This window comes from Salmonella sp. SJTUF14076, assembly GCF_015534835.1.
GTDB classification, from domain to species: Bacteria; Pseudomonadota; Gammaproteobacteria; order Enterobacterales; family Enterobacteriaceae; genus Salmonella; species Salmonella enterica.
Map to the genome: position 1 here is coordinate 2,621,642 of NZ_CP064674.1, position 26,145 is coordinate 2,647,786.

The window sequence follows — 26,145 nt, forward strand, 5'->3', positions numbered from 1 at the left end:
GTGCGCCCAACAGAATTACATGCAGAATCGGCCTGTTAAAAACCGCTGAAATTGCTCATCATTATAGGGTGTGGTTTGCATGTTCACGTCGCGCCAACGTTCTGGCGCAAAGACAAAGGTGAAAAGTATTTATGGTAAATGTTCGTCAGCCCAGGGATATTGCGCAAGTGCTGCTATCGGTGCTGTTTTTAGCCATCATGATTGTGGCCTGTTTGTGGATAGTACAGCCTTTTATTTTGGGGTTTGCATGGGCAGGTACGATTGTTATCGCGACCTGGCCCGTTTTGCTGAAATTACAAAAAATATTGTGGGGCCGCCGCTCGCTTGCCGTACTGGTCATGACGCTGCTGTTAGTGCTGCTCTTCGTTATTCCCGTCGCCTTGCTGGTGAACAGCATTGTCGATGGTAGCGGCCCGCTCATCCATGCAGTGACCGGCGGCGATATGACGCTACCCGATCTGGCATGGTTAAATAATATTCCGTTGGTTGGCGCCAAACTGTATGCCGGATGGCATAGCCTGCTGGATATGGGCGGTAGCGCTATTATGGCGAAAGTGCGGCCTTATATCGGCACAACCACGACCTGGTTTGTCGGTCAGGCGGCGCATATCGGACGCTTTATGATGCACTGCGCCCTGATGCTGTTGTTTAGCGCCCTGCTTTACTGGCGCGGCGAACAAGTGGCGATGGGTATACGCCATTTTGCCTGTCGTCTCGCGGCTAAACGCGGCGATGCGGCGGTTCTGCTGGCTGCCCAGGCGATCCGCGCCGTGGCGCTTGGCGTGGTGGTCACCGCGCTGGTACAGGCGGTACTTGGCGGCGTCGGGCTGGCGATTTCCGGCGTGCCTTACGCTACTCTGTTGACGGTAGTGATGATCCTTTCGTGTCTGGTTCAGTTGGGGCCGTTGCCGGTATTGATTCCAGCCATTATCTGGCTTTACTGGACAGGCGACACCACCTGGGGCACCGTGCTGCTGGTTTGGAGCGCCGTCGTCGGCACTCTGGATAACGTGATTCGCCCGGTACTCATCCGCATGGGCGCCGATTTACCGCTGCTTCTGATCCTTTCCGGGGTAATCGGCGGCCTGATTGCATTCGGTATGATTGGTCTGTTTATTGGACCGGTGCTTCTGGCCGTGACCTGGCGTTTGTTCTCCGCATGGGTACATGAAGTTCCGGCGCCGACGAATGAACCAGAGGAGATCCTTGAAGAGCTGGATGACATCGAGGAAGCCAACAAGCAGTCATAATCCCGTCGGGCGGCATTGCCGCCCGATGCTTTAGCGACGTTTATCAATTCAACGCACACTCCATTTTGATTCGCCCGTCTGTTCCCCGCCGCATCTCATTTCTGTCGCAAATCCGTTACAGTTTTTAAACTATTGAGACGAATCTGATCGACGCAAAAAGTGCTCATGCCTACTATTAGCACACGGTTATAAATCAACACATTGATTTATAAGCATGGAAATCCCCTGAGTGAAACAACGAATTGCTGTGTGTAGTCTTTGCCCGTCTCCTACGATGGGCTTTTTTTTAACTTTTTTCGCCGCATTGTTACATAAGCCAGCTCCCGTTTCCCTTCAACACCGCGATATCTGCAACGAACAAATAATATTGCACAAAATAGTGTGATTCTGTTCAAGTCGAAACGGTGTCGGTGGTGCTATTTATAGCATCACTTTTTTCATATAAAAGCCTAAAAAATGATGAACGCGTTAGAACTACAAGCACTACGGCGTATTTTTGATATGACGATTGAAGAATGCACAATCTATATCACCCAGGATAATAATTCGGCAACCTGGCAACGATGGGAAGCTGGCGACATACCCGTCTCTCCAGAAATCATTGCCAGGCTAAAGGAAATGAAAGCCAGGAGACAGCGACGAATTAACGCCATTGTTGACAAAATAAATAACCGCATCGGCAATAATACAATGCGTTACTTCCCTGATTTATCTTCTTTTCAGTCCATTTATACAGAGGGGGATTTTATCGAGTGGAAAATTTATCAATCTGTTGCTGCCGAACTTTTCGCACATGATCTGGAGCGGCTGTGTTAGACGTAAACTTTATCGCCGCATCGTATTGATACCGGATAGAAAACCACACAATCACGACATTGACTTGTCACCCTATCCAATATGCTTCCTGCCTGTGTATACCACTGTAACGTTCAGGCGGCATCTCTGAGTCAGATAATATGAAAAATCGTTATTTCCCTACCGCTGTAGGGTTGTATTTTAATTACTTTGTACATGGCATGGGGGTTATCCTGATGAGCCTGAACATGTCATCGCTTGAACAGCAATGGCATACCAGTGCCGCAGGCGTATCTATTGTGATCTCTTCGCTTGGTATTGGCCGGCTAAGCGTTTTGTTAATCGCCGGTATGCTTTCCGATCGCTTTGGTCGCCGTCCTTTTATCATTCTGGGGACCGCCTGTTACCTGATTTTTTTCATTGGCATTCTTTATGCTCAGACGATTTTTGTCGCTTATGCCTGTGGTTTTTTAGCGGGTATGGCCAACAGTTTTTTAGATGCAGGTACCTATCCCAGTTTGATGGAAGCCTTCCCTCGCTCCCCCAGTACGGCAAATATTCTGATTAAAGCATTTGTCTCTGGCGGGCAATTCTTGTTGCCCATTATTATCAGTTTATTAGTCTGGGCTAATATGTGGTTTGGCTGGTCCTTCCTGCTTGCCGGGGCGATCATGCTTATTAATGCTCTGTTTTTATTACGCTGTCCTTTTCCACCCTATCCTGGTCGGATATTGAAGCCCAAAATCTCGCAAGCGCCTGTCACAGGCGTACATCATTGCTCCCTCATCGATCTTATCAGCTACACCCTTTATGGCTATATCTCGATGGCAACCTTTTATCTTATCAGCCAGTGGCTGGCGCAGTATGGACAGTTCGTCGCAGGAATGTCGTATACCCAATCCATCAAACTGTTAAGTATTTATACCTGCGGCTCGCTACTCTGCGTTTTTATAACCGCCCCGCTGGTCAGAAAAACAATTCGCTCTACCACATTATTGATGTTTTATACCTTTATCTCTTTTATTGCGCTTCTGACGGTCTGCCTGCATCCTCAGGCCTATGTTGTTATGATCTTCGCATTCGTCATTGGATTCTCTTCCGCCGGTGGCGTAGTACAAATCGGCCTGACGCTGATGGCGGCCCGTTTTCCACAGGAGAAAGGTAAAGCGACCGGCATTTATTACAGCGCCGGCAGTATCGCGACGTTCACTATTCCGTTGATCACAGCGCGGATTTCAGAAATGAGCATTGCACATATTATGTGGTTTGATACCGGTATCGCCGCAGCGGGATTTCTCCTCGCACTGTTCATCGGTTACCGAAGTCGGGCTGAATCACAACATCACGCTGAAGCAGCGTCAACTGCGCAATAAATGTTAGCGTGCCAGTTGCAATATTATTGCCTTGCTATGCAAAATAAAACGTTAGCCATTATCACCGGGAAACAAAAAATGTAATTTTCGTGTTAATTATTATTCATTATCTTCACACTTATCAGAAAAATTGCGATGAGCATCACGAGTTATATGTATTAAACAACAAATTCGCAGCAATTTTTATATTTCCTGGCTAACAAATGAAATGCTATCAATGCAATAAACCTGGCATTTTAAACGCCATGTTATGTACATATAACGACAGTACCGACTTATAGTGTTACTGAACAATCGCTGCATGTAGTAAAGCAGTAATAAGCAGGACATTGAATCAAACCATCAGCAAGGAGCTGTGAACAAATGTCTCAGAACAAGGCTCGCAACATGCCATATTTGCTGGCTGTTATCTGCATTTATTTTAGTTACTTTCTCCACGGCATGAGTGTTATTACACTAGCCCAGAACATGACCTCCCTTGCACAGAAATTCTCCACGGATAGTGCCGGTATCGCCTATTTAATCTCTGGCATTGGTCTTGGCCGTCTGGTCAGTATTTTATTCTTTGGCGTACTGTCCGATAAATTTGGCCGTCGGGCAATAATACTGCTTGGCGCCGTACTATATATGCTATTTTTCTTCGGTATTCCCGCCAGTCCTAACCTGATGATCGCTTTCATATTAGCGGTGTGTGTCGGCGTGGCGAACTCCGCGCTGGATACCGGCGGATACCCTGCATTAATGGAGTGTTTTCCCAAAGCATCGGGCTCGGCAGTTATTCTGGTTAAAGCGATGGTCTCTTTTGGGCAAATGATTTATCCCCTTATTGTCAGCGCCTTGTTAGTCAACCATATCTGGTACGGCTACGCGGTGGTAATCCCCGGTATCCTTTTCGTCCTCATCACGTTGATGCTGTTGAAAAGCCGTTTTCCCAGCCAACTTGTCGATGCCAGTATTGCGAAAGAATTACCCCAGATGAACAGTACTCCCCTCGTCTGGCTGGAAGGCGTAGCTTCCGTTTTATTTGGCGTCGCCGCGTTCTCAACCTTCTATGTGATTGTGGTCTGGATGCCTAAATATGCGATGGCCTTCGCCGGAATGGCGGAATCCGACGCGCTGAAAACCATCTCTTATTACAGTATGGGATCGTTGGTTTGCGTGTTTATTTTTGCCGCATTGCTGAAAAAAATGGTTCGCCCCATCTGGGCCAATGTTTTCAATGCCGGGCTGGCGACACTCACCGCTGCGGCAATTTACCTGTATCCCTCTCCACTGATCTGTAATGCTGGCGCCTTCGTGATTGGTTTTTCCGCTGCTGGAGGTATTTTACAATTAGGCGTATCGGTAATGTCGGAATTTTTCCCTAAGAGTAAAGCTAAAGTCACCAGTATATATATGATGATGGGGGGCGTAGCTAACTTTCTTATCCCACTGATTACCGGTTATCTCTCTACTATTGGCCTGCAATATATCATTTTGTTAGATTTTGCCTTTGCACTACTGACATTTATCACCGCCATTATTGTATTTATTCGCTATTATCGCGTATTTAAGATCCCGCAAAACGATGTCCGATTTGGCGAGCGTTATTTCCAGTAAAAATGTTAACGATGCGCAACAGGCATGCGCCCTGCTCTGCACTGTCCACTTATTAAGGAGTATAAAATGGATGTTACCGCAAAATATGAATTAATTGGTCTTATGGCGTATCCTATCCGTCATAGCTTATCGCCCGAAATGCAAAACAAAGCGTTAGAAAAAGCGGGGCTACCGTATACCTATATGGCTTTCGAAGTGGATAACACGACGTTTGCCAGCGCCATTGAAGGACTGAAAGCATTAAAAATGCGCGGTACGGGCGTCTCCATGCCAAACAAACAGCTCGCGTGTGAGTATGTCGATGAATTAACGCCAGCAGCAAAACTGGTTGGCGCTATCAACACCATTGTTAACGATGACGGCTATCTACGCGGCTACAACACGGATGGTACGGGCCATATTCGGGCAATTAAAGAAAGCGGTTTCGATATTCGGGGAAAAACCATGGTGCTGCTCGGCGCGGGAGGCGCGGCTACCGCCATTGGCGCCCAGGCAGCCATTGAAGGCATTAAGGAAATTAAACTGTTTAACCGTAAAGATGACTTTTTCGAAAAAGCGGTTGCCTTTGCGAAGCGGGTGAATGAAAACACCGATTGCGTCGTTACCGTCACCGATCTTGCCGATCAGCACGCTTTTACTGAAGCGCTTGCCAGCGCAGATATTCTGACGAACGGTACCAAAGTTGGCATGAAACCATTGGAGAACGAATCCCTGATCGGCGATGTTTCCCTGCTCCGGCCTGAATTGCTGGTCACCGAATGTGTTTATAATCCGCATATGACAAAGTTATTGCAGCAGGCGCAACAAGCTGGTTGCAAAACAATTGATGGTTACGGCATGTTGTTATGGCAAGGAGCCGAACAGTTTGAACTGTGGACAGGAAAAGCGTTTCCATTGGACTATGTGAAGCAGGTGATGGGTTTCACAGCCTGACCGGTAAAATTATAATTGCGACGAATGACAATGAAGGGTACCAAATGAAAACCGTAACTGTAAGAGATCTCGTGGTTGGCGAAGGCGCGCCAAAGATCATTGTGTCGCTAATGGGAAAAACCATTACCGATGTGAAATCGGAAGCACTCGCCTACCGTGAAGCAGATTTCGATATTCTGGAGTGGCGCGTTGACCATTTTGCCAACGTGACGACGGCAGAAAGCGTACTTGAGGCCGCCGGTGCCATCCGGGAGATTATTACCGATAAACCCTTGCTATTTACCTTCCGCAGCGCGAAAGAAGGCGGCGAACAGGCGCTAACCACCGGACAGTATATCGCTCTGAATCGTGCAGCGGTTGACAGCGGTCTGGTCGATATGATCGATCTTGAGCTTTTTACCGGCGACGATGAGGTGAAAGCCACCGTCGACTATGCTCATCAACACAACGTTGCGGTGATCATGTCTAACCATGATTTTCATAAAACGCCCGCAGCGGAAGAGATTGTTCAGCGTCTGCGTAAAATGCAGGAACTGGGCGCTGATATTCCGAAGATCGCCGTCATGCCGCAGACTAAAGCCGATGTCCTGACCTTACTTACCTCCACTGTAGAAATGCAGGAGCGCTATGCGGATCGTCCGATTATTACCATGTCGATGTCGAAAACCGGGGTAATATCTCGTCTTGCCGGCGAAGTGTTCGGTTCTGCAGCAACGTTTGGCGCGGTGAAAAAAGCATCTGCGCCGGGACAAATATCGGTAGCCGATCTGCGTACCGTATTAACTATATTGCACCAGGCGTAATACTTTATCGTGTGGCGGAATATTCTCTTTCTGCCACAATAAAATAAATAGTTATCTGATATGAATATGTTCCATATTCATTGAAAGCCGCTGTCTTTATTACCTTAACACGGTTATATCGATATTGCTTTCAGGGATAATAGTGGAGTAAATATGAAAATCAATAAGCCATCACGCATTAATGGCCGCGTTCCCGTGCTCTCTGCACAAGAAGCAGTAAATTATATTCCAGATGAGGCCACTTTATGTATTCTGGGCGCAGGCGGCGGTATTCTCGAAGCGACAACATTAATTACCGCACTGGCAGATAAATATCAAACAACCCAGTCACCACGAGATTTATCTATTATTAGCCCTACCGGATTAGGTGACCGCGCCGATCGCGGCATCAGCCCGCTGGCGCAGGAGGGATTGGTAAAATGGGCGCTATGCGGACATTGGGGGCAATCTCCCCGTATTTCTGAACTGGCTGAACAAAATAAAATCGCCGCCTATAACTACCCACAAGGCGTATTAACCCAGACGCTGCGCGCCAGCGCCGCACACCAGCCGGGTATTCTGAGCGATATCGGTATTGGTACCTTTGTCGACCCTCGCCAACAGGGCGGAAAATTAAACGACGTGACTAAAGAAGATCTCATTAAGCTGGTAGAGATCGATAATAAAGAATATCTCTATTATAAAGCGATAGCGCCTAATGTGGCTTTTATCCGCGCCACCACCTGCGACAGCGAAGGCTATGCATCATTTGAAGATGAGGTGATGTATCTTGATGCGCTGGTGATCGCCCAGGCCGTTCACAATAATGGCGGTATTGTAATGATGCAGGTGCAGAAAATGGTAAAAAAAGCCACGCTGCATCCAAAATCCGTGCGTATTCCCGGCTATCTGGTGGATATTGTGGTTGTCGACGCCGACCAGACGCAACTCTATGGCGGCGCGCCGGTGAACCGATTTATCTCCGGGGATTTCACTCTTGATGATAGTACGCAGCTTACCCTACCCCTTAATCAGCGCAAGCTGGTAGCCCGACGCGCGCTGTTTGAAATGCGTAAAGGCGCGGTAGGCAATGTGGGCGTAGGCATTGCCGACGGTATTGGTCTGGTCGCTCGCGAGGAAGGCTGCGCCGATGACTTCGTGCTGACCGTAGAAACCGGCCCGGTGGGCGGTATTACCTCTCAGGGCGTGGCCTTCGGCGCCAATGTCAATACCCGCGCAATCCTTGATATGACCTCACAATTTGATTTTTATCACGGCGGTGGGCTCGATGTCTGCTATTTAAGTTTTGCCGAAGTGGATCAACACGGTAATGTCGGTGTACATAAATTCAACGGCAAAATTATGGGCACCGGCGGGTTTATCGATATTAGCGCAACGTCGCAAAAAATTATTTTCTGCGGAACTCTGACGGCCGGAAGTTTAAAAACTGAAATTACCGATGGCAAATTAAATATTCTGCAGGAAGGTCGCGTGAAAAAATTCGTCAGCGAACTGCCGGAAATTACGTTCAGTGGAAAAATTGCGCTTGAGCGCGGGTTAGACGTGCGTTACATCACTGAACGTGCGGTTTTCACTCTCAAACAAGATGGCCTGCATTTAATTGAAATTGCGCCTGGCGTCGATCTGCAACGGGATATTCTTGACAAGATGGATTTTTCACCGGTTATCTCACCAGATTTAAAACTGATGGACACAAGACTATTTACCGATAGCACTATGGGATTCACGCTTCCTGACGCAACACATTAAAAGGAGTACAAATATGGATTTTTCATTAACTGAAGAACAAGAACTATTACTGTCCAGTATTCGCGAGTTAATCACCAGCAATTTTCCGGAAGAGTATTTCCGTACCTGCGATCAAACGGGCACCTATCCCAGAGAATTTATGCAGGCGCTGTCAGAAAACGGTATTTCGATGCTGGGCGTCCCGGAAGAATTTGGCGGCATTCCGGCTGACTATGTAACGCAAATGCTGGCGCTGATGGAAATCTCAAAATGCGGCGCTCCGGCCTTTTTGATTACCAACGGCCAATGCATTCACAGTATGCGCCGTTTTGGTTCCGCAGAACAACTGCGTAAAACAGCAGAAAGTACTCTGGCCACCGGCGATCCAGCATATGCGCTAGCCTTAACAGAACCTGGCGCGGGATCCGATAATAATAGCGCCACAACAACCTGGACGCGTAAAAACGGCAAGGTTTATCTTAACGGCCAAAAAACGTTTATCACCGGTGCAAAAGAATATCCTTACATGCTGGTTCTGGCGCGCGATACGGAGCCAAAAGATCCTAAAAAAGCGTTCACGCTTTGGTGGGTGGACTCAAATAAACCGGGCATAAAGATTAATCCGCTGCATAAAATTGGCTGGCACATGTTGAGTACATGCGAAGTTTATCTCGATAATGTCGAGGTTGACGAAAGCGACCGGGTCGGTGAAGAAGGCATGGGTTTCCTCAATGTCATGTACAATTTTGAGATGGAGCGTTTGATTAATGCGGCGCGCAGTACAGGTTTCGCCGAATGCGCGTTTGAAGATGCCGCCCGTTACGCCAACCAGCGTATCGCCTTTGGTAAACCCATCGGCCATAACCAGATGATCCAGGAAAAGCTGGCGTTAATGGCCATCAAAATCGAAAACATGCGCAATATGGTGTTGAAAGTCGCCTGGCAGGCCGATCGGGAAGAGTCACTGCGTACCAGCGCCGCGCTGGCTAAGCTGTACTGCGCACGCACAGCGATGGAAGTGATTGACGATGCGATTCAGATTATGGGTGGGCTTGGTTATACTGACGAAGCCCGTGTCTCCCGCTTCTGGCGCGATGTTCGCTGCGAACGTATCGGTGGCGGCACGGATGAAATTATGATCTATGTGGCAGGACGCCAGATTCTGAAAGACTATCAGAACAAGTAAGGATCGTACCGGAACGTCTTATTCGGCCTGACTGCTTTACGGCATCAGGCCGAATAAATCAGATATATTTCGCCGTCAGGTATTTGGCAGCAAATACGCCTGCTCAACCAGACTATTTTTAAATTGCTTACGATAATCGTTGGGAGAACATCCTACATGCCGCATAAACAATTTGGCAAAATGGTCCACATTTTCATATCCTACCCGCCATGAAATTTCTGCCAGTGGCGACTCAGTGTTTGTCAGCGCAAACTTGGCCTCGGTCATACGTCGTTGAATAACATAGTTGATAGGGGATATATGATATTCTTTGGCAAATTCATGGCATATATAACTGACGCTGGCGCGAAATTTTTTCGATAGCTGGTCAAGCGTGATTTTTTCACGATAATTATTATTGAGATAAACAAGCACATCCTTAATTAATACATCTTTTTTAATGTAGCCTTGTTCAGAACGATAGGCATTTTTAAAATTTTCATAATAAAGCGCGGTCAGAGTGTAAGCAAATGCATCGTATACAGAGGAAGCCAATACGTTTTTCCCCTGCGGAAGTAACACGCTTAATTCATTAAAGATACTTTTAATGACCTCTTTCCCCTGAACCACGGAAACCACCGGACAGGAATGACTCTGCAATAGTTGGTTTTCTTCCCAACCTGGAAAACAAAACCCATACAGCGCACAGGTATAGGTAGTAGCCGGCGAATTGCTGTCGGATGCTACAGCGTGTAGCCGCCCCCGCTCAACGACGACAATATCGTCCGCATGCGCGACGTAGAGTGAAGAGTCAATAATTAACCTGGCTATCCCTTTTTTGACGTAAATAAGCTCTGTTTCATTATCATGCATATGATGGCCAGACTCCCAGTTTGGATCATCGCTAATGACAAAACGTGAAAATCGAGGGGTCTTATCCTGTTCAAAAATCGTCTCCGCGGCGGAGTCAAAACAGCGCTGATACATAATAACCTCTGTCAGGTTTAAAAAGATAACCAGGATAAAATAAAGCGAGCGTCAGTGTTGTACAACCGTGGAGATTACCAGCAAAACAAGATTATTCGTTCCGAATGCAAGATATTACGTTCTTTTGCAGACAGCTCAGATTACCTGTCGATAGCGTATTATCAGACAAAAATACATAGCCGACATATCTTTGATGTTTTCTTTTAACCTCACAGAAACAACATCGCACGTTTCATGTTAAAAAATGATGATATGCTTCGCACTTATTATTCTCACTACCGTATTTATATTTTTATGACGCCCTTTTCAGATGGTTGCTAACGATTCTCTGTTCGCAGATTTTTCGTGCAAGATTGTTGGCAAGGAAAACAGATTGACCCATCGAAAACCTCTTCAGACTGCCGCAGACTATTTTCAGTCAGATTTACGTTACTTATCCGCACGCGACTCACTGGAGATGCAATGAAAATAATAACCTGCTTTAAGTTGGTGCCTGAAGAACAGGACATTACCGTGACCCCGGAGCATTCGCTCAATTTTGATCGTGCCGAGGCCAAAATCAGCCAGTTTGATTTAAATGCAATTGAGGCCGCCGCGCAGTTAGCTGGCGGTGGCGACGAGATCGCCGCGCTCACCGTCGGCGGCTCTCTGTTACAAAATTCAAAAGTCCGCAAAGATGTGTTATCCCGCGGGCCAGATGCGCTTTTCATGGTTCAGGATGCGCAACTGGAGCACGCCCTGCCCAAAGAAACCGCGCTGGCGCTAGCATCCGCGGCGGAGAAAATCGGCTTTGACCTGTTGCTCTTTGGAGAGGGCTCCGGCGATATTTATGCCCAACAGGTGGGCCTGCTGACTGGCGAACTCCTGAAACTCCCCGTCATCAACGCAGTAAGCCATATTCAACGCGACGGCGACAAAATCATCGTTGAACGCACACTGGAAGAAGACGTTGAAATTATCGAGCTCACGCTGCCCGCGGTGCTTTGCGTGACCTCAGATATTAACGTTCCACGCATCCCGTCAATGAAAGCCATTCTCGGCGCCGGGAAAAAAGCCGTTACGTCGTGGCTGGCGAGCGATATCCACTGGACCCCAACCACGCCACTGGCGGAACTGGTCGCCATCTCGGTACCGCCGCAGACAGAACGCAAGCATATCATTCTCGATAACGATTCGCCGGAAGCCATTACCGCACTGGCCGACCATTTGAAAAAATCCCTGAACTAAACCCAACGGAGAAAAATTATCATGAATCATTTAGCTAACGTATGGGTATTTAGCGATAACGTAGAGCGTTATGCCGAATTAATGACCGGCGCGCGGCAGTGGGGAGAAAAAGTTTACGCCATCGTGCAAGGAAACACGGATATCGACTACGTGAAAGCGCTTGGCGCTGATGAGATAGTCATTCTTGAATCGCATACGGATTTGCAGCGCGTGGAAAACTATGCCGAAACGCTGGCCTCGTTATTAGGCGACCAAAATGGGCTGCTGCTCATGGCAGCGACCAAGCGCTGTAAAGCGCTGGGCGCCCGGCTGAGCATCCAGCTTGACGCCGTGATGGTGAACGACGCGACGTCTATTGACCTCCTCGACGGGACGCTACACGCAGAGCATCGCATGTACGGCGGACTTGCTTTCGGCAAAGAGAAATTAAACAGCCCGCAGGCGATTATTACGCTGGCACCCGGCGTGCTGGAACCCGCCGCCCCTCTCCCCGATCATACTTGCCCGCAGACCACGCTGGCATATATTGCCCCACGCCACGAGGTATTGTGCCAGCAGCGGCGAGCGAAATCGTTAAGCAGCGTCGATTTGAGCAAAGCCAAACGGGTCATCGGCGTAGGACGAGGTCTGGCGGCGCAAAGCGATCTGGATATGGTGCATAAACTGGCGACCGTCCTCGGCGCAGAAGTGGGCTGTTCCCGCCCCATTGCGGAAGGTGAAAACTGGATGGAACGCGAGCGTTATATTGGCGTATCCGGCGTTCTGTTGAAATCCGATCTCTATCTGACGCTGGGCATTTCCGGCCAAATTCAACATATGGTGGGTGGAAACGGCGCAAAAATTATTGTCGCAATAAACAAAGATAAAAACGCGCCCATTTTCAATTATGCCGATTATGGTCTGGTGGGCGATATCTATAAGGTTGTTCCTGCCCTCATCGACCAGTTAAGCCGCTAATTCCTTTTTCAACGCACATCTCCCGTCGTCGATACGGCGGGAAAGGAGCATAAAGCATGTCGGATGATAAATTTGACGCTATTGTGGTGGGCGCAGGCGTAGCAGGAACGGTCGCCGCGTATGTGATGGCAAAAGCGGGACTGGATGTACTGGTTATTGAACGCGGAAACAGCGCGGGCAGCAAAAATATGACCGGTGGCCGGCTCTACGCTCACAGTATCGAAAGTATTATGCCGGGATTCGCAACGTCCGCCCCCATCGAACGCGTCGTTACCCGTGAAAAAATCTCCTTTTTAACCGAAGAAAGCGCCGTCACACTTGATTTTCACCGCGCGCCCCCTACTCCGCCCCTTACGTCATATACCGTACTGCGCAACAAACTGGACCCGTGGCTAATGGCGCAGGCGGAACAGGCTGGCGCGCAGTTTATCCCAGGTGTGCGGGTCGACGCTCTGGTACGTGAAGGCAATCGCGTCACTGGCGTTCAGGCCGGGGATGATATTCTTGATGCGAATATTGTGATTCTCGCGGACGGCGTGAATTCCATGCTGGGCCGTTCACTGGACATGGTGCCTGCATCTTCTGCGCATCACTATGCCGTCGGCGTAAAAGAGTTGATTGGGCTCTCTCCGGCACTTATTGAAGAGCGTTTTAATCTGGCGTCCCATGAAGGCGCCGCCTGGTTATTCGCTGGCGCGCCCTCCAACGGGCTCATGGGCGGCGGGTTTCTTTATACCAACCGCGATTCGGTTTCTCTGGGGCTGGTATGTGGCCTGGGCGACATTGCTCACGCGACCAAAAGCGTACCGCAAATGCTGGAAGATTTTAAACAGCATCCGGCAATACGCCCTTTGATTCAGGGGGGAACGCTGCTTGAATACTCCGCTCATATGGTGCCCGAAGGCGGCATAGCAATGATGCCGGAGCTGGCAAATGACGGCGTGATGATTGTCGGCGACGCCGCCGGTCTTTGCCTGAATCTCGGCTATACCGTCCGCGGCATGGATTTAGCCATCGCGTCCGCGCAAGCGGCCGCTCAAACCGCCATTGACGCTAAAGCGCGGCAAGATTTTTCCGCCGCGAGTCTTGCCGGTTACAAACGCGCGCTGGAGAAAAACGGCGTGTTACGCGATATGCGGCATTTCCGCAAACTCCCCGGATTAATGGAAAACCCACGGCTTTTTACCGAGTACCCGCGAATGGCGGCAAACATTGTGGGCGATCTGTTCACCGTTGATGGCGGTCCAGTCCCACCGTTGCGTAAAACTATCCTGTCACATGCGAAAAAAATTGGACTGGTGAATCTATTAAAAGACGGCATAAAAGGGGCTACGGCATTATGAGTTCGGACAATAAGGTGAATGTTGACGTCAAATTGGGCGTAAATAAATTTTACGTAGATGAAGGACACCCACATATCATTTTGCGCTCCTCGCCTGACATGCAGGAGTTTAATAAATTAATAAAAGCCTGCCCTGCCGGACTCTATAAGCTGGACGATGCGGGAAATATTCATTTTGACTCCGCGGGCTGCCTGGAATGCGGGACCTGCAGGGTTCTCTGCGGCAATACTCTTCTCGAAAAATGGGAATACCCGGCGGGAACGTTCGGCGTTGAGTTTCGCTACGGCTGACGCTCTGAAACACCGGATAACGACGCTACGGCGTCTTATTCGGTTTGCCCCCGGAGATTACGTCATTTGTATTAATAGAGAACAAGTCAATGAGTGTTACATTAACGTTTGACGCCGCAAGGCGGAAAACCTATCGCGAGTCCGGCTACTGGGGCGATGCTTCACTGGGCGACTACTGGCGGCAAACCGCACGCGCCGTACCCGATAAAATCGCCGTGGTCGATAATCATGGCGCGTCCTGGACCTACGCCGCGCTCGACTACGCGGCAAGCCGCCTGGCAAACTGGTTACTGTCTCAGGGGATTCAACCGGGCGATCGCGTGGCCTTTCAGCTTCCGGGCTGGTGTGAGTTTACCCTCATTTATCTGGCCTGCCTGAAAACGGGCGCGGTATCTGTCCCGCTACTTCCCGCCTGGCGAGAAGCAGAGCTGGTTTGGGTGCTGAACAAATGTCAGGCTAAAATATTCTTCGCCCCCACCGTATTCAAACAGAATCGTCCGGTCGATCTTATCCTTCCGCTACAAAATCAACTGCGCCATCTGACGCATATTGTCGGCGTGGATAAACTGGCGCCTGCCACCACAGCGCTTGCGCTTAGTCAAATCATCGACCGCAGCGAACCGTTGCAGTCAGACATTAACATTCACGGTGATGAACTGGCGGCAGTGCTGTTTACCTCCGGCACAGAAGGAATGCCGAAAGGGGTGATGTTGACCCACAATAATATTCTTGCCAGTGAACGGGCGTATTGCGCGCGGTTGAATTTAACCTGGCAAGATGTGTTCCTGATGCCTGCGCCACTGGGCCACGCCACCGGATTTTTACACGGCGTCACCGCGCCCTTTTTAATCGGGGCGCGTAGCGTATTGCTGGACATCTTTACCCCAGAAGCCTGCCTTACCTTATTAGCGCAGCAACGCTGTACCTGTATGTCAGGCGCGACGCCGTTTATTTACGATCTGCTTTGTGCCGTTGAGCAACAGCCTGCCGACCTCTCCTCACTGCGATTCTTTTTATGCGGCGGCACGACTATTCCCAAAAAGGTTGCCCGCGACTGCCAGCAGCGCGGTATCAAATTATTGAGTATTTACGGTTCTACAGAAAGTTCTCCACACTCGATGGTTAATCTGGGTGATTCGGTTTCACGCATGATGAATACCGATGGTTATGCCGCCACCGGTGTAGAAATTAAAATCGTGGATGAAGATCGCAATACGCTTCCAGCAGGCCACGAAGGCGAAGAAGCCTCGCGCGGGCCAAACGTTTTTATGGGATACCTGGACGAGCCGGAACTTACCGCCCGCGCACTGGATAATGAAGGCTGGTATTACAGCGGCGACCTCTGCCGCATGGATGAAGACGGTTATATCAAAATTACCGGGCGCAAAAAGGATATTATTATACGTGGAGGTGAAAATATCAGCAGTCGCGAAGTCGAAGATATTTTGCTACAGCACCCTCGCATACACGATGCTTGCGTCGTTGCTATGCCTGATGAACGCTTAGGCGAACGTTCATGCGCGTATGTGGTCTTAAAACCGCCGCACCTTTCGCTGACGCTGGAAGAGGTGATCGCTTTTTTCAGTCGAAAACGGGTAGCGAAGTATAAATATCCGGAACGGATCGTCATCGTGGAAAAACTGCCCAGAACCGCCTCTGGCAAAGTACAGAAGTTTCTGTTGCGGCAGGATATTATTGAGCGGCTGCGCAAGGAGCACACCGCGGTATAAATTGCCGGATGGCGACGTTAACGCCGCCATCCGGTATCACACTACTTCTTCAGTTCCGCCAGACTCAGCCAGGTCTGAACCACGGTGTCCGGGTTCAGCGACAGGCTGTCGATCCCCTCTTCCATCAGCCAGGCGGCAAAGTCTTCATGGTCGGACGGGCCCTGGCCGCAAATTCCAACATATTTGCCCTGTTTTTTCGCCGCGCGGATCGCCATCGACAGCAGCGCTTTCACCGCGTCGTTACGCTCGTCAAACAGTTCAGACACTACGCCGGAATCGCGATCCAGCCCCAGCGCCAGCTGCGTCATGTCGTTAGAACCAATCGAGAAGCCATCAAAATACTCGAGGAACTGTTCAGCCAGCAAGGCATTGGACGGGATCTCGCACATCATGATGATCTTCAGCCCGTTCTCGCCGCGTTTAAGCCCCTGGCGCGCCAGCTCTTCGATGACCGCTTTCGCCTGGTCGACCGTCCGCACGAACGGGATCATGATTTCGACGTTGGTAAGGCCCATATCGTTGCGCACGCGTTTCACCGCTTCGCATTCCAGCGCAAAACAATCGCGGAAACTTTCTGCGACGTAACGGCCCGCGCCGCGGAAGCCCAGCATCGGGTTTTCTTCATGCGGCTCATAACGTTCGCCGCCGACCAGGTTGGCGTATTCGTTGGACTTAAAGTCAGACAGGCGAACGATAACGCGTTTCGGGTAGAAGGCGGCGCCTAACGTCGCGATCCCTTCCGTCAGTCGACCAACGTAAAATTCACGCGGCGAGTCAAACCCTTTCATCATCTCACGAATGTCGTTTTGCAGTGCGGCATCCTGGTCGTCAAACTCCAGCAGCGCGCGCGGGTGAACGCCAATCATACGGTTAATGATGAATTCCAGTCGCGCCAGACCTACGCCTTCATTCGGCAGGCAGGCAAAGTCAAATGCCCTGTCCGGGTTGCCGACGTTCATCATGACCTTCAGCGGTAGCTCTGGCATGGTATCTACGCTGGAGCTTTTTACGCTGAAATCCAGCATGTCGGCATACACATAACCGGTATCACCTTCTGCGCAGGAGACGGTTACTTTTTCGCCATCTTCCATGCGTTCGGTGGCGTCGCCGCAGCCGACTACCGCCGGAATGCCCAATTCGCGGGCGATAATCGCCGCGTGACAGGTGCGCCCGCCACGGTTAGTGACAATCGCCGCCGCTTTTTTCATGATCGGTTCCCAGTCCGGGTCGGTCATATCGGTGACAAGCACATCGCCAGGCTCAATACGGTTCATTTCGCCGATATCGTGAATAACTTTTACCGTACCTGCGCCGATACGATGCCCAATGGCACGACCTTCGGCAATGATTTTCCCCTGCGCATGTAGCGTATAACGCTCCATCACCTGGCCACGAGAGCGCACGGTTTCCGGACGTGCCTGCACAATAAAGAGCTTACCGGTATGACCGTCTTTCGCCCATTCGATATCCATCGGACGACCATAGTGCTGCTCAATCTGCACCGCTTGTTTCGCCAGTTCCTGCACTTCTTCGTTGGTGAGCGAGAAAATGTCGCGCTGTTCCTGCGGCACATCCTCAATCTTCACTTGCTTACCGTGCTCCTGGGTGGCGGCGTAAACCATGCGGATTTTTTTCGACCCCATGGTGCGGCGTACGATGGCCGGACGGCCTGCCGCCAGGGTTGGCTTATGGACATAAAATTCATCCGGGTTAACCGCGCCCTGCACCACCATTTCACCCAGTCCCCATGCCGAGGTGATAAAGACCACCTGGTCAAAGCCGGATTCGGTATCGATAGAGAACATCACCCCTGACGAGGCGAGATCGGAGCGAACCATCCGCTGCACGCCAGCGGAAAGCGCTACGCCGCGATGATCATATCCCTGGTGAACGCGATAAGAGATGGCGCGATCGTTAAACAGAGAAGCAAATACGTGTTTCACTGCCACCAGCACCGCGTCGAAGCCCTGAACGTTAAGAAACGTTTCCTGTTGACCCGCAAACGAAGCATCTGGCATATCTTCCGCCGTGGCGGAGGAACGCACGGCAAAAGAGGCATTTTCATCATCCGACGAAAGCTGCGCATAGGCATCGCGGATGGCGTTTTCCAGCGCCGGCTGGAAAGGAGTGTCGATAATCCACTGGCGGATCTGCGCGCCCGCTTTCGCCAGCTGGGAGACATCATCAATATCTGTCTTATCCAGCAGCTCATAAATGCGCTGGTTTACGCCGCTTTGATCCAAAAACTGGTTAAACGCATCGGCAGTGGTTGCAAAACCATTCGGAACGGATACGCCCATGCCGGAAAGGTTAGTAATCATTTCACCCAGGGAGGCATTTTTGCCCCCAACTCTGTCTACATCATTCATGCCGAGTTGGTTATACCAAAGCACCAGCGGTGACGAGCCATTGTTGGACATCGAACAATCCTTTTGTGATAAATGAACGAGTTTAAGAAACACATAGTTGCGTATTTATCCTGGCATACTTAAACCCGCGAAAAAAACGGTGAATCGTTCAAGCAAATTTATTTTTTCATTTTTTCAGATTGTTTACGTAGTTGCGCAAACCCGCGCATAGCACGGCATTCCCTTAATCACCCCCGGTATAAACTGCGTTTCCAGGAAATGAAACACACTTTTCATTAATTATAAAAAGTGCCTGTCATTTTATAAAATAAGCGACAAGTTATACGTTTCCCGTTACTTTTAATTTATGCTTTCAGATAATTATGTTTACTCTTCAGGATGAACAGAATGGATAATGTTGTTGATCGCCATGTTTTCTATATTTCTGATGGTACCGCCATCACCGCCGAGGTCCTGGGTCACGCGGTTATGTCGCAGTTTCCGGTGACGATCAGCAGCATCACGCTGCCATTCGTGGAAAACGAAAGTCGCGCCCGCGCCGTCAAAGACCAAATTGACGCCATTTATCAGCAAACCGGCGTTCGCCCGCTGGTGTTTTACTCGATTGTTTTACCTGAAATTCGCGCCATCATCTTGCAGAGCGAAGGCTTCTGCCAGGATATCGTCCAGGCGCTGGTGGCGCCGCTTCAGCAGGAGATGAAACTGGATCCGACGCCGATCGCTCATCGTACTCATGGGCTTAATCCGGGTAACCTGAACAAGTATGACGCCCGTATTGCCGCTATCGATTATACCCTGGCGCATGATGATGGCATTTCATTGCGCAACCTCGATCAGGCCCAGGTCATTTTACTTGGCGTTTCGCGCTGTGGAAAAACGCCCACCAGCCTCTATCTGGCAATGCAATTCGGTATTCGTGCGGCTAACTACCCTTTCATCGCCGATGATATGGATAATTTGACACTGCCCACATCGTTAAAACCGCTACAACATAAACTGTTCGGCCTGACAATTGACCCTGAACGCCTGGCGGCAATTCGCGAAGAACGCCGTGAAAACAGTCGCTATGCCTCGTTGCGTCAGTGCCGCATGGAAGTGGCGGAGGTTGAAGCGCTGTATCGTAAGAATCAGATCCCCTGCCTGAACAGCACCAATTATTCCGTTGAAGAGATAGCCACCAAGATTCTCGACATTATGGGGCTTAACCGCAGGATGTACTAGCAAACTAGTTTAATGGGTTGGTTTTTGTTATCATGCCGTTCTGCCTGCGAGGTGTGACACGCCTCGCACTTGAAATCAGCAGGGATTGGTTTATCGTGATGCCCATCACTTCCCGGTAGTCCTGCCGTTGAAGCAACAAATTTCTGAGACTTGTAATGAACAGAACCGACGAACTCCGTACTGCGCGTATCGACAGCCTGGTAACACCAACCGAACTCGCGCAGCGGTATCCTGTATCGTCCTCCGTCGCCAGTCACGTTACCGACTCCCGACGCCGGATAGAAAAGATTTTAAATGGTGAAGATCCACGGCTACTGGTCGTCATTGGCCCCTGTTCGATTCACGATCTGAATGCTGCCATGGAATACGCGACGCAGCTCCAGGCACAACGCCAAAAGCATCAGGCGCGTCTGGAAATCGTCATGCGCACCTATTTTGAAAAACCGCGCACCGTCGTGGGATGGAAAGGCCTGATTTCCGATCCTGACTTGAATGGAAGTTACCGCGTCAATTATGGGCTTGAACTGGCGCGTCGCTTGCTATTGCAGGTGAACGAACTGGGAGTACCGACCGCCACAGAATTTCTTGATATGGTCACCGGCCAGTTTATTGCCGATCTGATCAGTTGGGGAGCGATTGGCGCGCGTACCACCGAAAGCCAAATCCATCGGGAAATGGCTTCTGCGCTCTCTTGTCCGGTCGGCTTTAAAAATGGTACGGATGGCAATACCCGCATTGCCGTTGATGCTATTCGCGCCTCCCGCGCCAGTCATATGTTTCTCTCGCCGGATAAAGACGGACAGATGACTATCTACCAAACGAGTGGCAACCCGTATGGGCACATCATCATGCGCGGCGGTAAAAAACCGAACTACCACGCTGAAGATATTGCCGCCGCCTGCGACACGTTGCATGAATTTGATCTGCCGGAACATCTGGTCGTCGACTTCAGCCACGGCAACTGTCAAAAACAGCATCGCCGCCAGTTGGACGTATGTGATGATATTTGCCAGCAGATTCGTAATGGCTCCACGGCAATTGCCGGGATTATGGCAGAGAGTTTTTTACGGGAAGGCACGCAAAAAATTATCAGCGGTCAACCGTTAATCTATGGTCAATCCATTACCGATCCCTGCCTGAACTGGGAAGATACGGAAGTTCTGTTGGAAAAACTTGCCGCGGCGGTAGATAGCCGCTTTTAATAGCTCGCCCATCCTGCCGGGATGGGCGTTTCTTCGATGCGTTACCCGTCCTTTTCTCTACGCACGCGTATATCACTCCACAGAATTAGCACTTGCTGTTATCGCATTAATTATTGATAATAATAATCATTGTGAGTTTTATTATTAATAAATAACATGTCGCGTATGGATAACACCGAGCTGCCTCACCCTAAGGAAATAGACAATGAAACGCTTCTCCCTGCCGCTGAACGGCGCGTCAACAGTCAGGCGCTATTAGGTCCGGACGGCAAAGTCATTATCGATCACAACGGTCAGGAGTATCTGTTGCGTAAAACTCAGGCTGGTAAGCTACTGTTAACCAAATAACGTTCCGCCAGCAGACGATGCTGCTGGCGTCAGGCTAACTTGAACAACTGACCTCCAGCCGCTTTCCCCACTCCGGTGGTCGGCTGGCATAGTCATCATCTCGATCGGTAAAAGGTTGACGTAAAACTTCATGCAACCGATGCAGTTCCGCCATGTCTCCCTGTTCAGCCGCGTCTATCGCGCGTTGCGCCAGCCAGTTGCGCAACACAACCGCAGGATTCACGCGTTGCATCTGCTGCTGGCGCAGCGCGTCATCCACCGCCTCTGTGCGCAATCGCGCCCGGTAGCGGTCGAACCAGGCATCGAACGCCGCGCGATCGATAAACGTATCCCGCAACGGCGAAGAAGCGCTCTGTTGCTCCGTATGGCTTAACATCCGAAATGTACGGGTATAATCACTCCCTTCGCGCGCCATCAGACTAAACAATTCATTCAGTAAAGCGTTATCGTCTTTTTGCTCGGTAAAGAAGCCCAACTTCTGGCGCATTCGCTGCCCATAGTGCGTTAACAACGCGTCCTGGTAGCGATCCAGCGCTCTGTTTAACGCGTCGATCTCAATAAAAGGAGTTAACGTCTGCGCCAGACGTTGTAAATTCCACAGCGCCACCGACGGTTGATTATCGAAGCGGTAACGTCCCTGATGATCGGAATGGTTACCAATGAAGCCGGGATCGTAGTCGTCGAGAAAACCAAAGGGGCCATAGTCGATGGTCAGCCCCAGAATCGACATGTTATCCGTATTCATAACGCCGTGCGAAAAACCGACGGTTTGCCACTCGGCGATGAGTCTTCCGGTACGCGCCGCCACCTCTTCAAACCACAAAGCATATTTTTCCGGGACATCCTGCCATTGCGGCCAGTAATGACGAATAGCGAAATCATCCAGTTGCTGAACTTTTTCCGGCTCACGGCGGTAGTAGAAATGTTCGAAATGACCAAAACGCATATGACTTTGTGCCAGACGCATTAACATCGCGCCCGTTTCCTGCGTCTCTCGCTGAACCGGCGTATCGCTGGTTACGATAGATAACGCGCGCGTAGTGGGAATACCCAGATAATGCATGGCTTCGCTGGCAAGGCTTTCTCGTATGGTTGAACGCAGGACGGCGCGTCCATCCCCCATTCGCGAATAGGGTGTTAATCCGGCGCCTTTCAGATGCCAGTCGAGCGTCGAGCCATCCGCCAGGAGCTGTTCGCCCAGCAAAATACCGCGTCCGTCGCCGAGTTGTCCCGCCCAGACGCCGAACTGATGCCCGCTATATACCTGCGCGACAGGCGACATACCGGGTAATAAGGTTTCGCCGCCCCAAACGCCAGCGCCATTGGTAGCGTCAAATAACGACGCGGGAATGGCTAACTGCTGCGCCAGTTCGTCGTTATACCAAATCAGTCGCGCATTTTTTAACGGTGTGGGTAAAAGCGCGGTATACGTTGCTGGCAGTTCATCGCGCCAACGGGCAGTAAAAGACAGGGTCATAGGGCCTCCTGTCTTCAGTGTAGACGGTTAATCACCGGTTAAACACCGGCAAACAGAAAGGTTATCGCTGAACGAGTTTAATGAGCTGGCTTACCGGCACCGGAGGCCATAGTCCGCCCTGGAATGCGCTAAACCCCAATGGCGCTGCGCGCGCAAACATCGCCTCAGTATCAATACCGGCAATCATCAGCGACTCGCAGCTGGAGGAGATCTGGGCAACAATAGCGTGCATGAATGGTTCGAATGAGATCATTTCAGCTCGCTGCTGAATAAAATTTTTATCCAACATGACTCGTTTGAAAAGCCCATCGAAAATAGCTTTAGTCGACGCCTCGCCTGCCCCAAAATTTGCCAGCATTAATGGGAAATGCATTGCCAGATTAGCTAACGTTTCATTGTTTTTGCCCTGGTTTAACCCAGGATAATTCTCATTTATAGCTAATTCAAGAAACGGAAAGCGCGCTGCCCGGGAAAAAAGTTCGCTATCTAATAATAATAAGTCACTAATTGCAGGCGGTAAATTAAGGGTAATGACTCCAACTTATTGATAGTGTTTTATGTTCAGATAATGCCCGATGACTTTGTCATGCAGCTCCACCGATTTTGAGAACGACAGCGACTTCCGTCCCAGCCGTGCCAGGTGCTGCCTCAGATTCAGGTTATGCCGCTCAATTCGCTGCGTATATCGCTTGCTGATTACGTGCAGCTTTCCCTTCAGGCGGGATTCATACAGCGGCCAGCCATCCGTCATCCATATCACCACGTCAAAGGGTGACAGCAGGCTCATAAGACGCCCCAGCGTCGCCATAGTGCGTTCACCGAATACGTGCGCAACAACCGTCTTCCGGAGCCTGTCATACGCGTAAAACAGCCAGCGCTGGCGCGATTTAGCCCCGACGTATCCCCACTGTTCGTCCATTTCCGCGCAGACGATGACGTCACTGCCCGGCTGTATGCGCGAGGTTACCGACTGCGGCCTGAGTTTTTTAAATGGCGGAAAATCGTGTTGAGGCCAACGCCCATAATGCGGGCGGTTGCCCGGCATCCAACGCCATTCATGGCCATATCAATGATTTTCTGGTGCGTACCGGGTTGAGAAGCGGTGTAAGTGAACTGCAGTTGCCATGTTTTACGGCAGTGAGAGCAGAGATAGCGCTGATGTCCGGCGGTGCTTTTGCCGTTACGCACCACCCCGTCAGTAGCTGAACAGGAGGGACAGCTGATAGAAACAGAAGCCACTGGAGCACCTCAAAAACACCATCATACACTAAATCAGTAAGTTGGCAGCATCACCCTTACTCTGATTATAAACCAATATTCAATCTTGTACTTTTAACAGGGCGTGAACACGCCCGTTTTTAATAAAAGTACGTTTGTAAATGCTACGGTTATATCATTATATATGATGACAACAGATGTCATAAGTTCAACCGGCGATATGTTAAAAATAGACTATAAAATTTATATCGTCTGCTAGGTTAAATTCGCCGTGCCTGCCAGAAGTTTTTTCGCCAGTACACATTATCCAGCGATGAACGCATCACGCCACGACTGGTAGAGGCATGAATAAACTCATTATTTGTATCGTAAATACCAACATGTAAACCACTTTCGCCCGAACCGGTTTTAAAGAAAACCAAATCTCCGGGCAGCAATTCATCTTTATCGATTCTGGTGCCGATTTTTGATTGTTCACGCGTATCACGAGGCAACTGCAAATCAAACTTGTCGCGCATAGTGACTACCACAAAGCCGGAACAGTCCACGCCTCTGCGACTCATGCCGCCGTAACGGTATGGCGTACCGCGCCAGGACTGCAACTGATCGTTCAGACCCGCAATGACGGTAATGGAGTCTGATAATCTGGCATTTGGCGCCGGTGCCCGATGAGTACTGCATCCTGCCAGGAACAATGCTGTGATAACAAGAAGCCAAAAACGCATGCCGCAACAATCCTCTGTTTTTATTTTGGTATTAATTTAGCGTCGAAATTACCTGCTTTTCAAGAAACGATTTTACTTAAGTGGCCGAAATGAGCATTGGATGCCCCTCGACGTCGAGTCGTCGAAAGCGCAGACCGTAGGCTTGCGCCAGATAAGAGGGGGTGAGCACCTCTTCCCGGCGGCCGCAGGCAATGAGTTTACCGCGCTTTAGTAACCAGGCTTTATGCGCATGGCGCAGCGTGTGGTTCAGATCGTGGCTACTCATCACAATCGCGATCCCTGCCTGACACAAATGATGTAATACCCGATCCAGAGCGTTTTGTTGCGCAACATCGAGACTGTTCATCGGCTCATCAAGCAGCAATAATTGACCGACCGGATTAGCGTCGGGATGAATTTGTAGTACAACGGCAGCAAGGCGAACACGCTGCCACTCGCCACCGGAAAGCTGATTCACGCTTCGCCCCAGTTTGTCGCCCAGTCCAAGCATATCGGCCACCTCGTTAAGCTGCCCGGTTCGCGTTTTATCAGGTTGATGCAATGTCAGGTAATGCCAGACCGGCATGGCGAACGGCGGATTTTGCTGTTGCGCAAGATAAGCGCGGTGTTGGGCAAGCGTTGCCGTCGCCCATGCCTCCAGCGGCGCTCCGCCAAACCTGATGCTCCCCTCGCCGGAGGTTAACCCCGCCATACGCGCCAGCAGCGTGCTTTTTCCGGCGCCGTTCGGCCCGACAAGATGAAGGATCTCTCCTGCGCTTACTTCGCCGGAAAGCGGCCCCAGGCGGGTGCTCTCGGCGACGTCCTTTAATTGCATCAATTGAGACATTATTTTGCCAACGCGATTTTTATGCTTTCCATCACAATAGGATCTTCAGGCGTCATATCCGGCGAAAAACGCTGTACCACCTGACCATCCCGGCCTACCAAAAATTTTTCAAAATTCCACAGAATATCATCCGGATAGAGTGGCGTACGCCCTTTGCTTACCATCCGTTCGTAAAAGCCGCTCTTCTCCGGCGCGACTGCCGTTGGCGCAGCGGCTATCAGTTTTTGATACAGCGGATGGCGCGCGTCGCCATTCACATCAATTTTACTGAACATCGGGAACGTGACGCCCCAGGTGCTGGCGCAATAGGTTTTAATCTCCTCTTCGCTGCCTGGCTCCTGCCCCATAAACTGGTTGCAGGGAAAACCCAACACGACAAACCCCTGATCTGCCCACGCCTTCTGGATATTTTCCAACTGTTCATATTGCGGCGTCAGGCCACATCTGGAGGCGACGTTTACAATGAGCAGCACTTTTCCGGCGTATTTTTCAAGTGTAGTGACCTCTCCATCAATCGTCGTAACGTGAGTATTAAGAAGCGAGTTTTGCATGGTGTCTCCCTGATGTCGGTAGAATAGC

General features: G+C 50.2%; 23 protein-coding genes, 1 other RNA gene and 1 pseudogene. 17 read left to right on the forward strand and 8 right to left on the reverse strand.

Translation table 11 applies throughout. The features are described from left to right. The first annotated feature begins 131 nt into the window (after positions 1 to 131). The 9 genes from ydiK (at position 132) to HU143_RS12830 (ending at position 9,667) form a co-directional block, all read left to right on the forward strand. Positions 132 to 1,250, forward strand: coding sequence for an AI-2E family transporter YdiK (gene ydiK / locus HU143_RS12790; protein WP_000248615.1), 1,119 nt, complete (start codon positions 132 to 134; stop codon positions 1,248 to 1,250). A 182-nt stretch (positions 1,251 to 1,432) separates the two neighbouring features. After that, an RNA gene (rprA, locus tag HU143_RS12795) (antisense sRNA RprA) lies at positions 1,433 to 1,540 on the forward strand. A gap of 166 nt (positions 1,541 to 1,706) precedes the next feature. Next, a complete protein-coding gene (locus HU143_RS12800) occupies positions 1,707 to 2,066 on the forward strand; it encodes a YdiL family protein (RefSeq protein ID WP_023893958.1) in 360 nt (119 codons plus the stop codon). Positions 2,067 to 2,206: 140 nt separating this feature from the next. Beyond that, the gene (locus HU143_RS12805; protein WP_000797669.1) at positions 2,207 to 3,418 is read left to right on the forward strand and encodes an MFS transporter; all 1,212 of its coding nucleotides are present in this window, start codon (positions 2,207 to 2,209) and stop codon (positions 3,416 to 3,418) included. A gap of 363 nt (positions 3,419 to 3,781) precedes the next feature. Then, complete coding sequence (locus HU143_RS12810) at positions 3,782 to 5,017, forward strand: MFS transporter (RefSeq protein WP_000081211.1); 1,236 nt, start codon at positions 3,782 to 3,784, stop codon at positions 5,015 to 5,017. 66 nt (positions 5,018 to 5,083) lie between these two features. Then, on the forward strand, positions 5,084 to 5,950 hold the full coding sequence (ydiB, locus tag HU143_RS12815) for a quinate/shikimate dehydrogenase (protein ID WP_000383488.1): 867 nt from the start codon (positions 5,084 to 5,086) through the stop codon (positions 5,948 to 5,950). Between the two features lie 44 nt (positions 5,951 to 5,994). After that, complete coding sequence (gene aroD / locus HU143_RS12820; protein ID WP_000860222.1) at positions 5,995 to 6,753, forward strand: type I 3-dehydroquinate dehydratase; 759 nt, start codon at positions 5,995 to 5,997, stop codon at positions 6,751 to 6,753. Between the two features lie 153 nt (positions 6,754 to 6,906). Further along, complete coding sequence (locus tag HU143_RS12825) at positions 6,907 to 8,502, forward strand: acyl CoA:acetate/3-ketoacid CoA transferase (RefSeq protein WP_000700599.1); 1,596 nt, start codon at positions 6,907 to 6,909, stop codon at positions 8,500 to 8,502. A gap of 13 nt (positions 8,503 to 8,515) precedes the next feature. Next, the gene (locus HU143_RS12830; RefSeq protein WP_023226940.1) at positions 8,516 to 9,667 is read left to right on the forward strand and encodes an acyl-CoA dehydrogenase; all 1,152 of its coding nucleotides are present in this window, start codon (positions 8,516 to 8,518) and stop codon (positions 9,665 to 9,667) included. A gap of 75 nt (positions 9,668 to 9,742) precedes the next feature. Here HU143_RS12830 and HU143_RS12835 read toward each other — a convergent pair whose 3' ends face one another. After that, positions 9,743 to 10,633, reverse strand: a complete 891-nt coding sequence (locus tag HU143_RS12835; RefSeq protein WP_000284832.1) for an AraC family transcriptional regulator — start codon at positions 10,631 to 10,633, stop codon at positions 9,743 to 9,745. A gap of 462 nt (positions 10,634 to 11,095) precedes the next feature. Between HU143_RS12835 and HU143_RS12840 the strand changes: the two genes are divergently transcribed. The 5 genes from HU143_RS12840 (at position 11,096) to fadK (ending at position 16,180) form a co-directional block, all read left to right on the forward strand. Next, a complete protein-coding gene (locus HU143_RS12840; protein ID WP_000692101.1) occupies positions 11,096 to 11,860 on the forward strand; it encodes an electron transfer flavoprotein in 765 nt (254 codons plus the stop codon). A gap of 21 nt (positions 11,861 to 11,881) precedes the next feature. Then, complete coding sequence (locus HU143_RS12845; RefSeq protein ID WP_023226939.1) at positions 11,882 to 12,817, forward strand: electron transfer flavoprotein subunit alpha; 936 nt, start codon at positions 11,882 to 11,884, stop codon at positions 12,815 to 12,817. 56 nt (positions 12,818 to 12,873) lie between these two features. Beyond that, the gene (locus HU143_RS12850; RefSeq protein ID WP_001278555.1) at positions 12,874 to 14,160 is read left to right on the forward strand and encodes an FAD-dependent oxidoreductase; all 1,287 of its coding nucleotides are present in this window, start codon (positions 12,874 to 12,876) and stop codon (positions 14,158 to 14,160) included. Then, complete coding sequence (locus HU143_RS12855; protein ID WP_000093362.1) at positions 14,157 to 14,450, forward strand: ferredoxin family protein; 294 nt, start codon at positions 14,157 to 14,159, stop codon at positions 14,448 to 14,450. The genes HU143_RS12850 and HU143_RS12855 overlap by 4 nt, the downstream gene beginning before the upstream one ends. Before the next feature lie 89 nt (positions 14,451 to 14,539). Then, positions 14,540 to 16,180: a medium-chain fatty-acid--CoA ligase gene (fadK, locus tag HU143_RS12860; protein ID WP_001579592.1), complete on the forward strand. Its 1,641-nt coding sequence runs from the start codon at positions 14,540 to 14,542 to the stop codon at positions 16,178 to 16,180. A 41-nt stretch (positions 16,181 to 16,221) separates the two neighbouring features. Here fadK and ppsA read toward each other — a convergent pair whose 3' ends face one another. Beyond that, positions 16,222 to 18,600, reverse strand: a complete 2,379-nt coding sequence (gene ppsA, locus HU143_RS12865) for a phosphoenolpyruvate synthase (protein ID WP_023226938.1) — start codon at positions 18,598 to 18,600, stop codon at positions 16,222 to 16,224. A 336-nt stretch (positions 18,601 to 18,936) separates the two neighbouring features. On the opposite strand from ppsA, the gene ppsR reads away from it, so the two are divergent. The 3 genes from ppsR (at position 18,937) to hemP (ending at position 21,320) form a co-directional block, all read left to right on the forward strand. After that, positions 18,937 to 19,770 (forward strand): posphoenolpyruvate synthetase regulatory kinase/phosphorylase PpsR, encoded by an 834-nt coding sequence (ppsR, locus tag HU143_RS12870; RefSeq protein WP_000370992.1) that lies wholly within the window; start codon positions 18,937 to 18,939, stop codon positions 19,768 to 19,770. Positions 19,771 to 19,925: 155 nt separating this feature from the next. Then, positions 19,926 to 20,972 (forward strand): 3-deoxy-7-phosphoheptulonate synthase AroH, encoded by a 1,047-nt coding sequence (gene aroH / locus HU143_RS12875; RefSeq protein WP_001082194.1) that lies wholly within the window; start codon positions 19,926 to 19,928, stop codon positions 20,970 to 20,972. A 156-nt stretch (positions 20,973 to 21,128) separates the two neighbouring features. Beyond that, a complete protein-coding gene (gene hemP / locus HU143_RS12880) occupies positions 21,129 to 21,320 on the forward strand; it encodes a hemin uptake protein HemP (protein ID WP_000089115.1) in 192 nt (63 codons plus the stop codon). A gap of 34 nt (positions 21,321 to 21,354) precedes the next feature. Here hemP and selO read toward each other — a convergent pair whose 3' ends face one another. The 6 genes and pseudogenes from selO to HU143_RS12910 form a co-directional block, all read right to left on the reverse strand. Beyond that, positions 21,355 to 22,797 carry a protein adenylyltransferase SelO gene (gene selO, locus HU143_RS12885; protein ID WP_023226937.1) on the reverse strand — a complete coding sequence of 481 codons (1,443 nt, stop codon included), beginning with the start codon at positions 22,795 to 22,797 and terminating at the stop codon, positions 21,355 to 21,357. 61 nt (positions 22,798 to 22,858) lie between these two features. Continuing rightward, positions 22,859 to 23,323 (reverse strand): annotated as a pseudogene (ydiV, locus tag HU143_RS12890) (anti-FlhDC factor YdiV); the annotation flags it as partial. Positions 23,324 to 23,338: 15 nt separating this feature from the next. Next, positions 23,339 to 24,036 (reverse strand): IS1-like element IS1B family transposase gene (locus HU143_RS12895; protein ID WP_095033700.1). Its coding sequence is split into 2 segments (ribosomal slippage): positions 23,339 to 23,787 and positions 23,787 to 24,036, totalling 699 coding nucleotides; the frame shifts between segments, so codons are not numbered across the junction. Between the two features lie 239 nt (positions 24,037 to 24,275). Next, positions 24,276 to 24,740, reverse strand: a complete 465-nt coding sequence (locus HU143_RS12900; RefSeq protein ID WP_001213256.1) for a C40 family peptidase — start codon at positions 24,738 to 24,740, stop codon at positions 24,276 to 24,278. 76 nt (positions 24,741 to 24,816) lie between these two features. Next, positions 24,817 to 25,566 (reverse strand): vitamin B12 ABC transporter ATP-binding protein BtuD, encoded by a 750-nt coding sequence (gene btuD, locus HU143_RS12905; RefSeq protein ID WP_000080607.1) that lies wholly within the window; start codon positions 25,564 to 25,566, stop codon positions 24,817 to 24,819. After that, complete coding sequence (locus tag HU143_RS12910) at positions 25,566 to 26,117, reverse strand: glutathione peroxidase (protein WP_001181565.1); 552 nt, start codon at positions 26,115 to 26,117, stop codon at positions 25,566 to 25,568. Before HU143_RS12910 ends, btuD begins: the two co-directional genes overlap by 1 nt. Positions 26,118 to 26,145: the final 28 nt, after the last annotated feature.

Excerpts from the sequence above, each read along its gene's own strand:
- ydiK (WP_000248615.1), top strand. The coding sequence starts at position 132 with ATGGTAAATGTTCGTCAGCCCAGGGATATTGCGCAAGTGCTGCTATCG.
- HU143_RS12800 (WP_023893958.1), top strand. The coding sequence starts at position 1,707 with ATGATGAACGCGTTAGAACTACAAGCACTACGGCGTATTTTTGATATG.
- HU143_RS12805 (WP_000797669.1), top strand. The coding sequence starts at position 2,207 with ATGAAAAATCGTTATTTCCCTACCGCTGTAGGGTTGTATTTTAATTAC.
- HU143_RS12810 (WP_000081211.1), top strand. The coding sequence starts at position 3,782 with ATGTCTCAGAACAAGGCTCGCAACATGCCATATTTGCTGGCTGTTATC.
- ydiB (WP_000383488.1), top strand. The coding sequence starts at position 5,084 with ATGGATGTTACCGCAAAATATGAATTAATTGGTCTTATGGCGTATCCT.
- aroD (WP_000860222.1), top strand. The coding sequence starts at position 5,995 with ATGAAAACCGTAACTGTAAGAGATCTCGTGGTTGGCGAAGGCGCGCCA.
- HU143_RS12825 (WP_000700599.1), top strand. The coding sequence starts at position 6,907 with ATGAAAATCAATAAGCCATCACGCATTAATGGCCGCGTTCCCGTGCTC.
- HU143_RS12830 (WP_023226940.1), top strand. The coding sequence starts at position 8,516 with ATGGATTTTTCATTAACTGAAGAACAAGAACTATTACTGTCCAGTATT.
- HU143_RS12835 (WP_000284832.1), bottom strand. The coding sequence starts at position 10,633 with ATGTATCAGCGCTGTTTTGACTCCGCCGCGGAGACGATTTTTGAACAG.
- HU143_RS12840 (WP_000692101.1), top strand. The coding sequence starts at position 11,096 with ATGAAAATAATAACCTGCTTTAAGTTGGTGCCTGAAGAACAGGACATT.
- HU143_RS12845 (WP_023226939.1), top strand. The coding sequence starts at position 11,882 with ATGAATCATTTAGCTAACGTATGGGTATTTAGCGATAACGTAGAGCGT.
- HU143_RS12850 (WP_001278555.1), top strand. The coding sequence starts at position 12,874 with ATGTCGGATGATAAATTTGACGCTATTGTGGTGGGCGCAGGCGTAGCA.
- HU143_RS12855 (WP_000093362.1), top strand. The coding sequence starts at position 14,157 with ATGAGTTCGGACAATAAGGTGAATGTTGACGTCAAATTGGGCGTAAAT.
- fadK (WP_001579592.1), top strand. The coding sequence starts at position 14,540 with ATGAGTGTTACATTAACGTTTGACGCCGCAAGGCGGAAAACCTATCGC.
- ppsA (WP_023226938.1), bottom strand. The coding sequence starts at position 18,600 with ATGTCCAACAATGGCTCGTCACCGCTGGTGCTTTGGTATAACCAACTC.
- ppsR (WP_000370992.1), top strand. The coding sequence starts at position 18,937 with ATGGATAATGTTGTTGATCGCCATGTTTTCTATATTTCTGATGGTACC.
- aroH (WP_001082194.1), top strand. The coding sequence starts at position 19,926 with ATGAACAGAACCGACGAACTCCGTACTGCGCGTATCGACAGCCTGGTA.
- hemP (WP_000089115.1), top strand. The coding sequence starts at position 21,129 with ATGTCGCGTATGGATAACACCGAGCTGCCTCACCCTAAGGAAATAGAC.
- selO (WP_023226937.1), bottom strand. The coding sequence starts at position 22,797 with ATGACCCTGTCTTTTACTGCCCGTTGGCGCGATGAACTGCCAGCAACG.
- HU143_RS12900 (WP_001213256.1), bottom strand. The coding sequence starts at position 24,740 with ATGCGTTTTTGGCTTCTTGTTATCACAGCATTGTTCCTGGCAGGATGC.
- btuD (WP_000080607.1), bottom strand. The coding sequence starts at position 25,566 with ATGTCTCAATTGATGCAATTAAAGGACGTCGCCGAGAGCACCCGCCTG.
- HU143_RS12910 (WP_001181565.1), bottom strand. The coding sequence starts at position 26,117 with ATGCAAAACTCGCTTCTTAATACTCACGTTACGACGATTGATGGAGAG.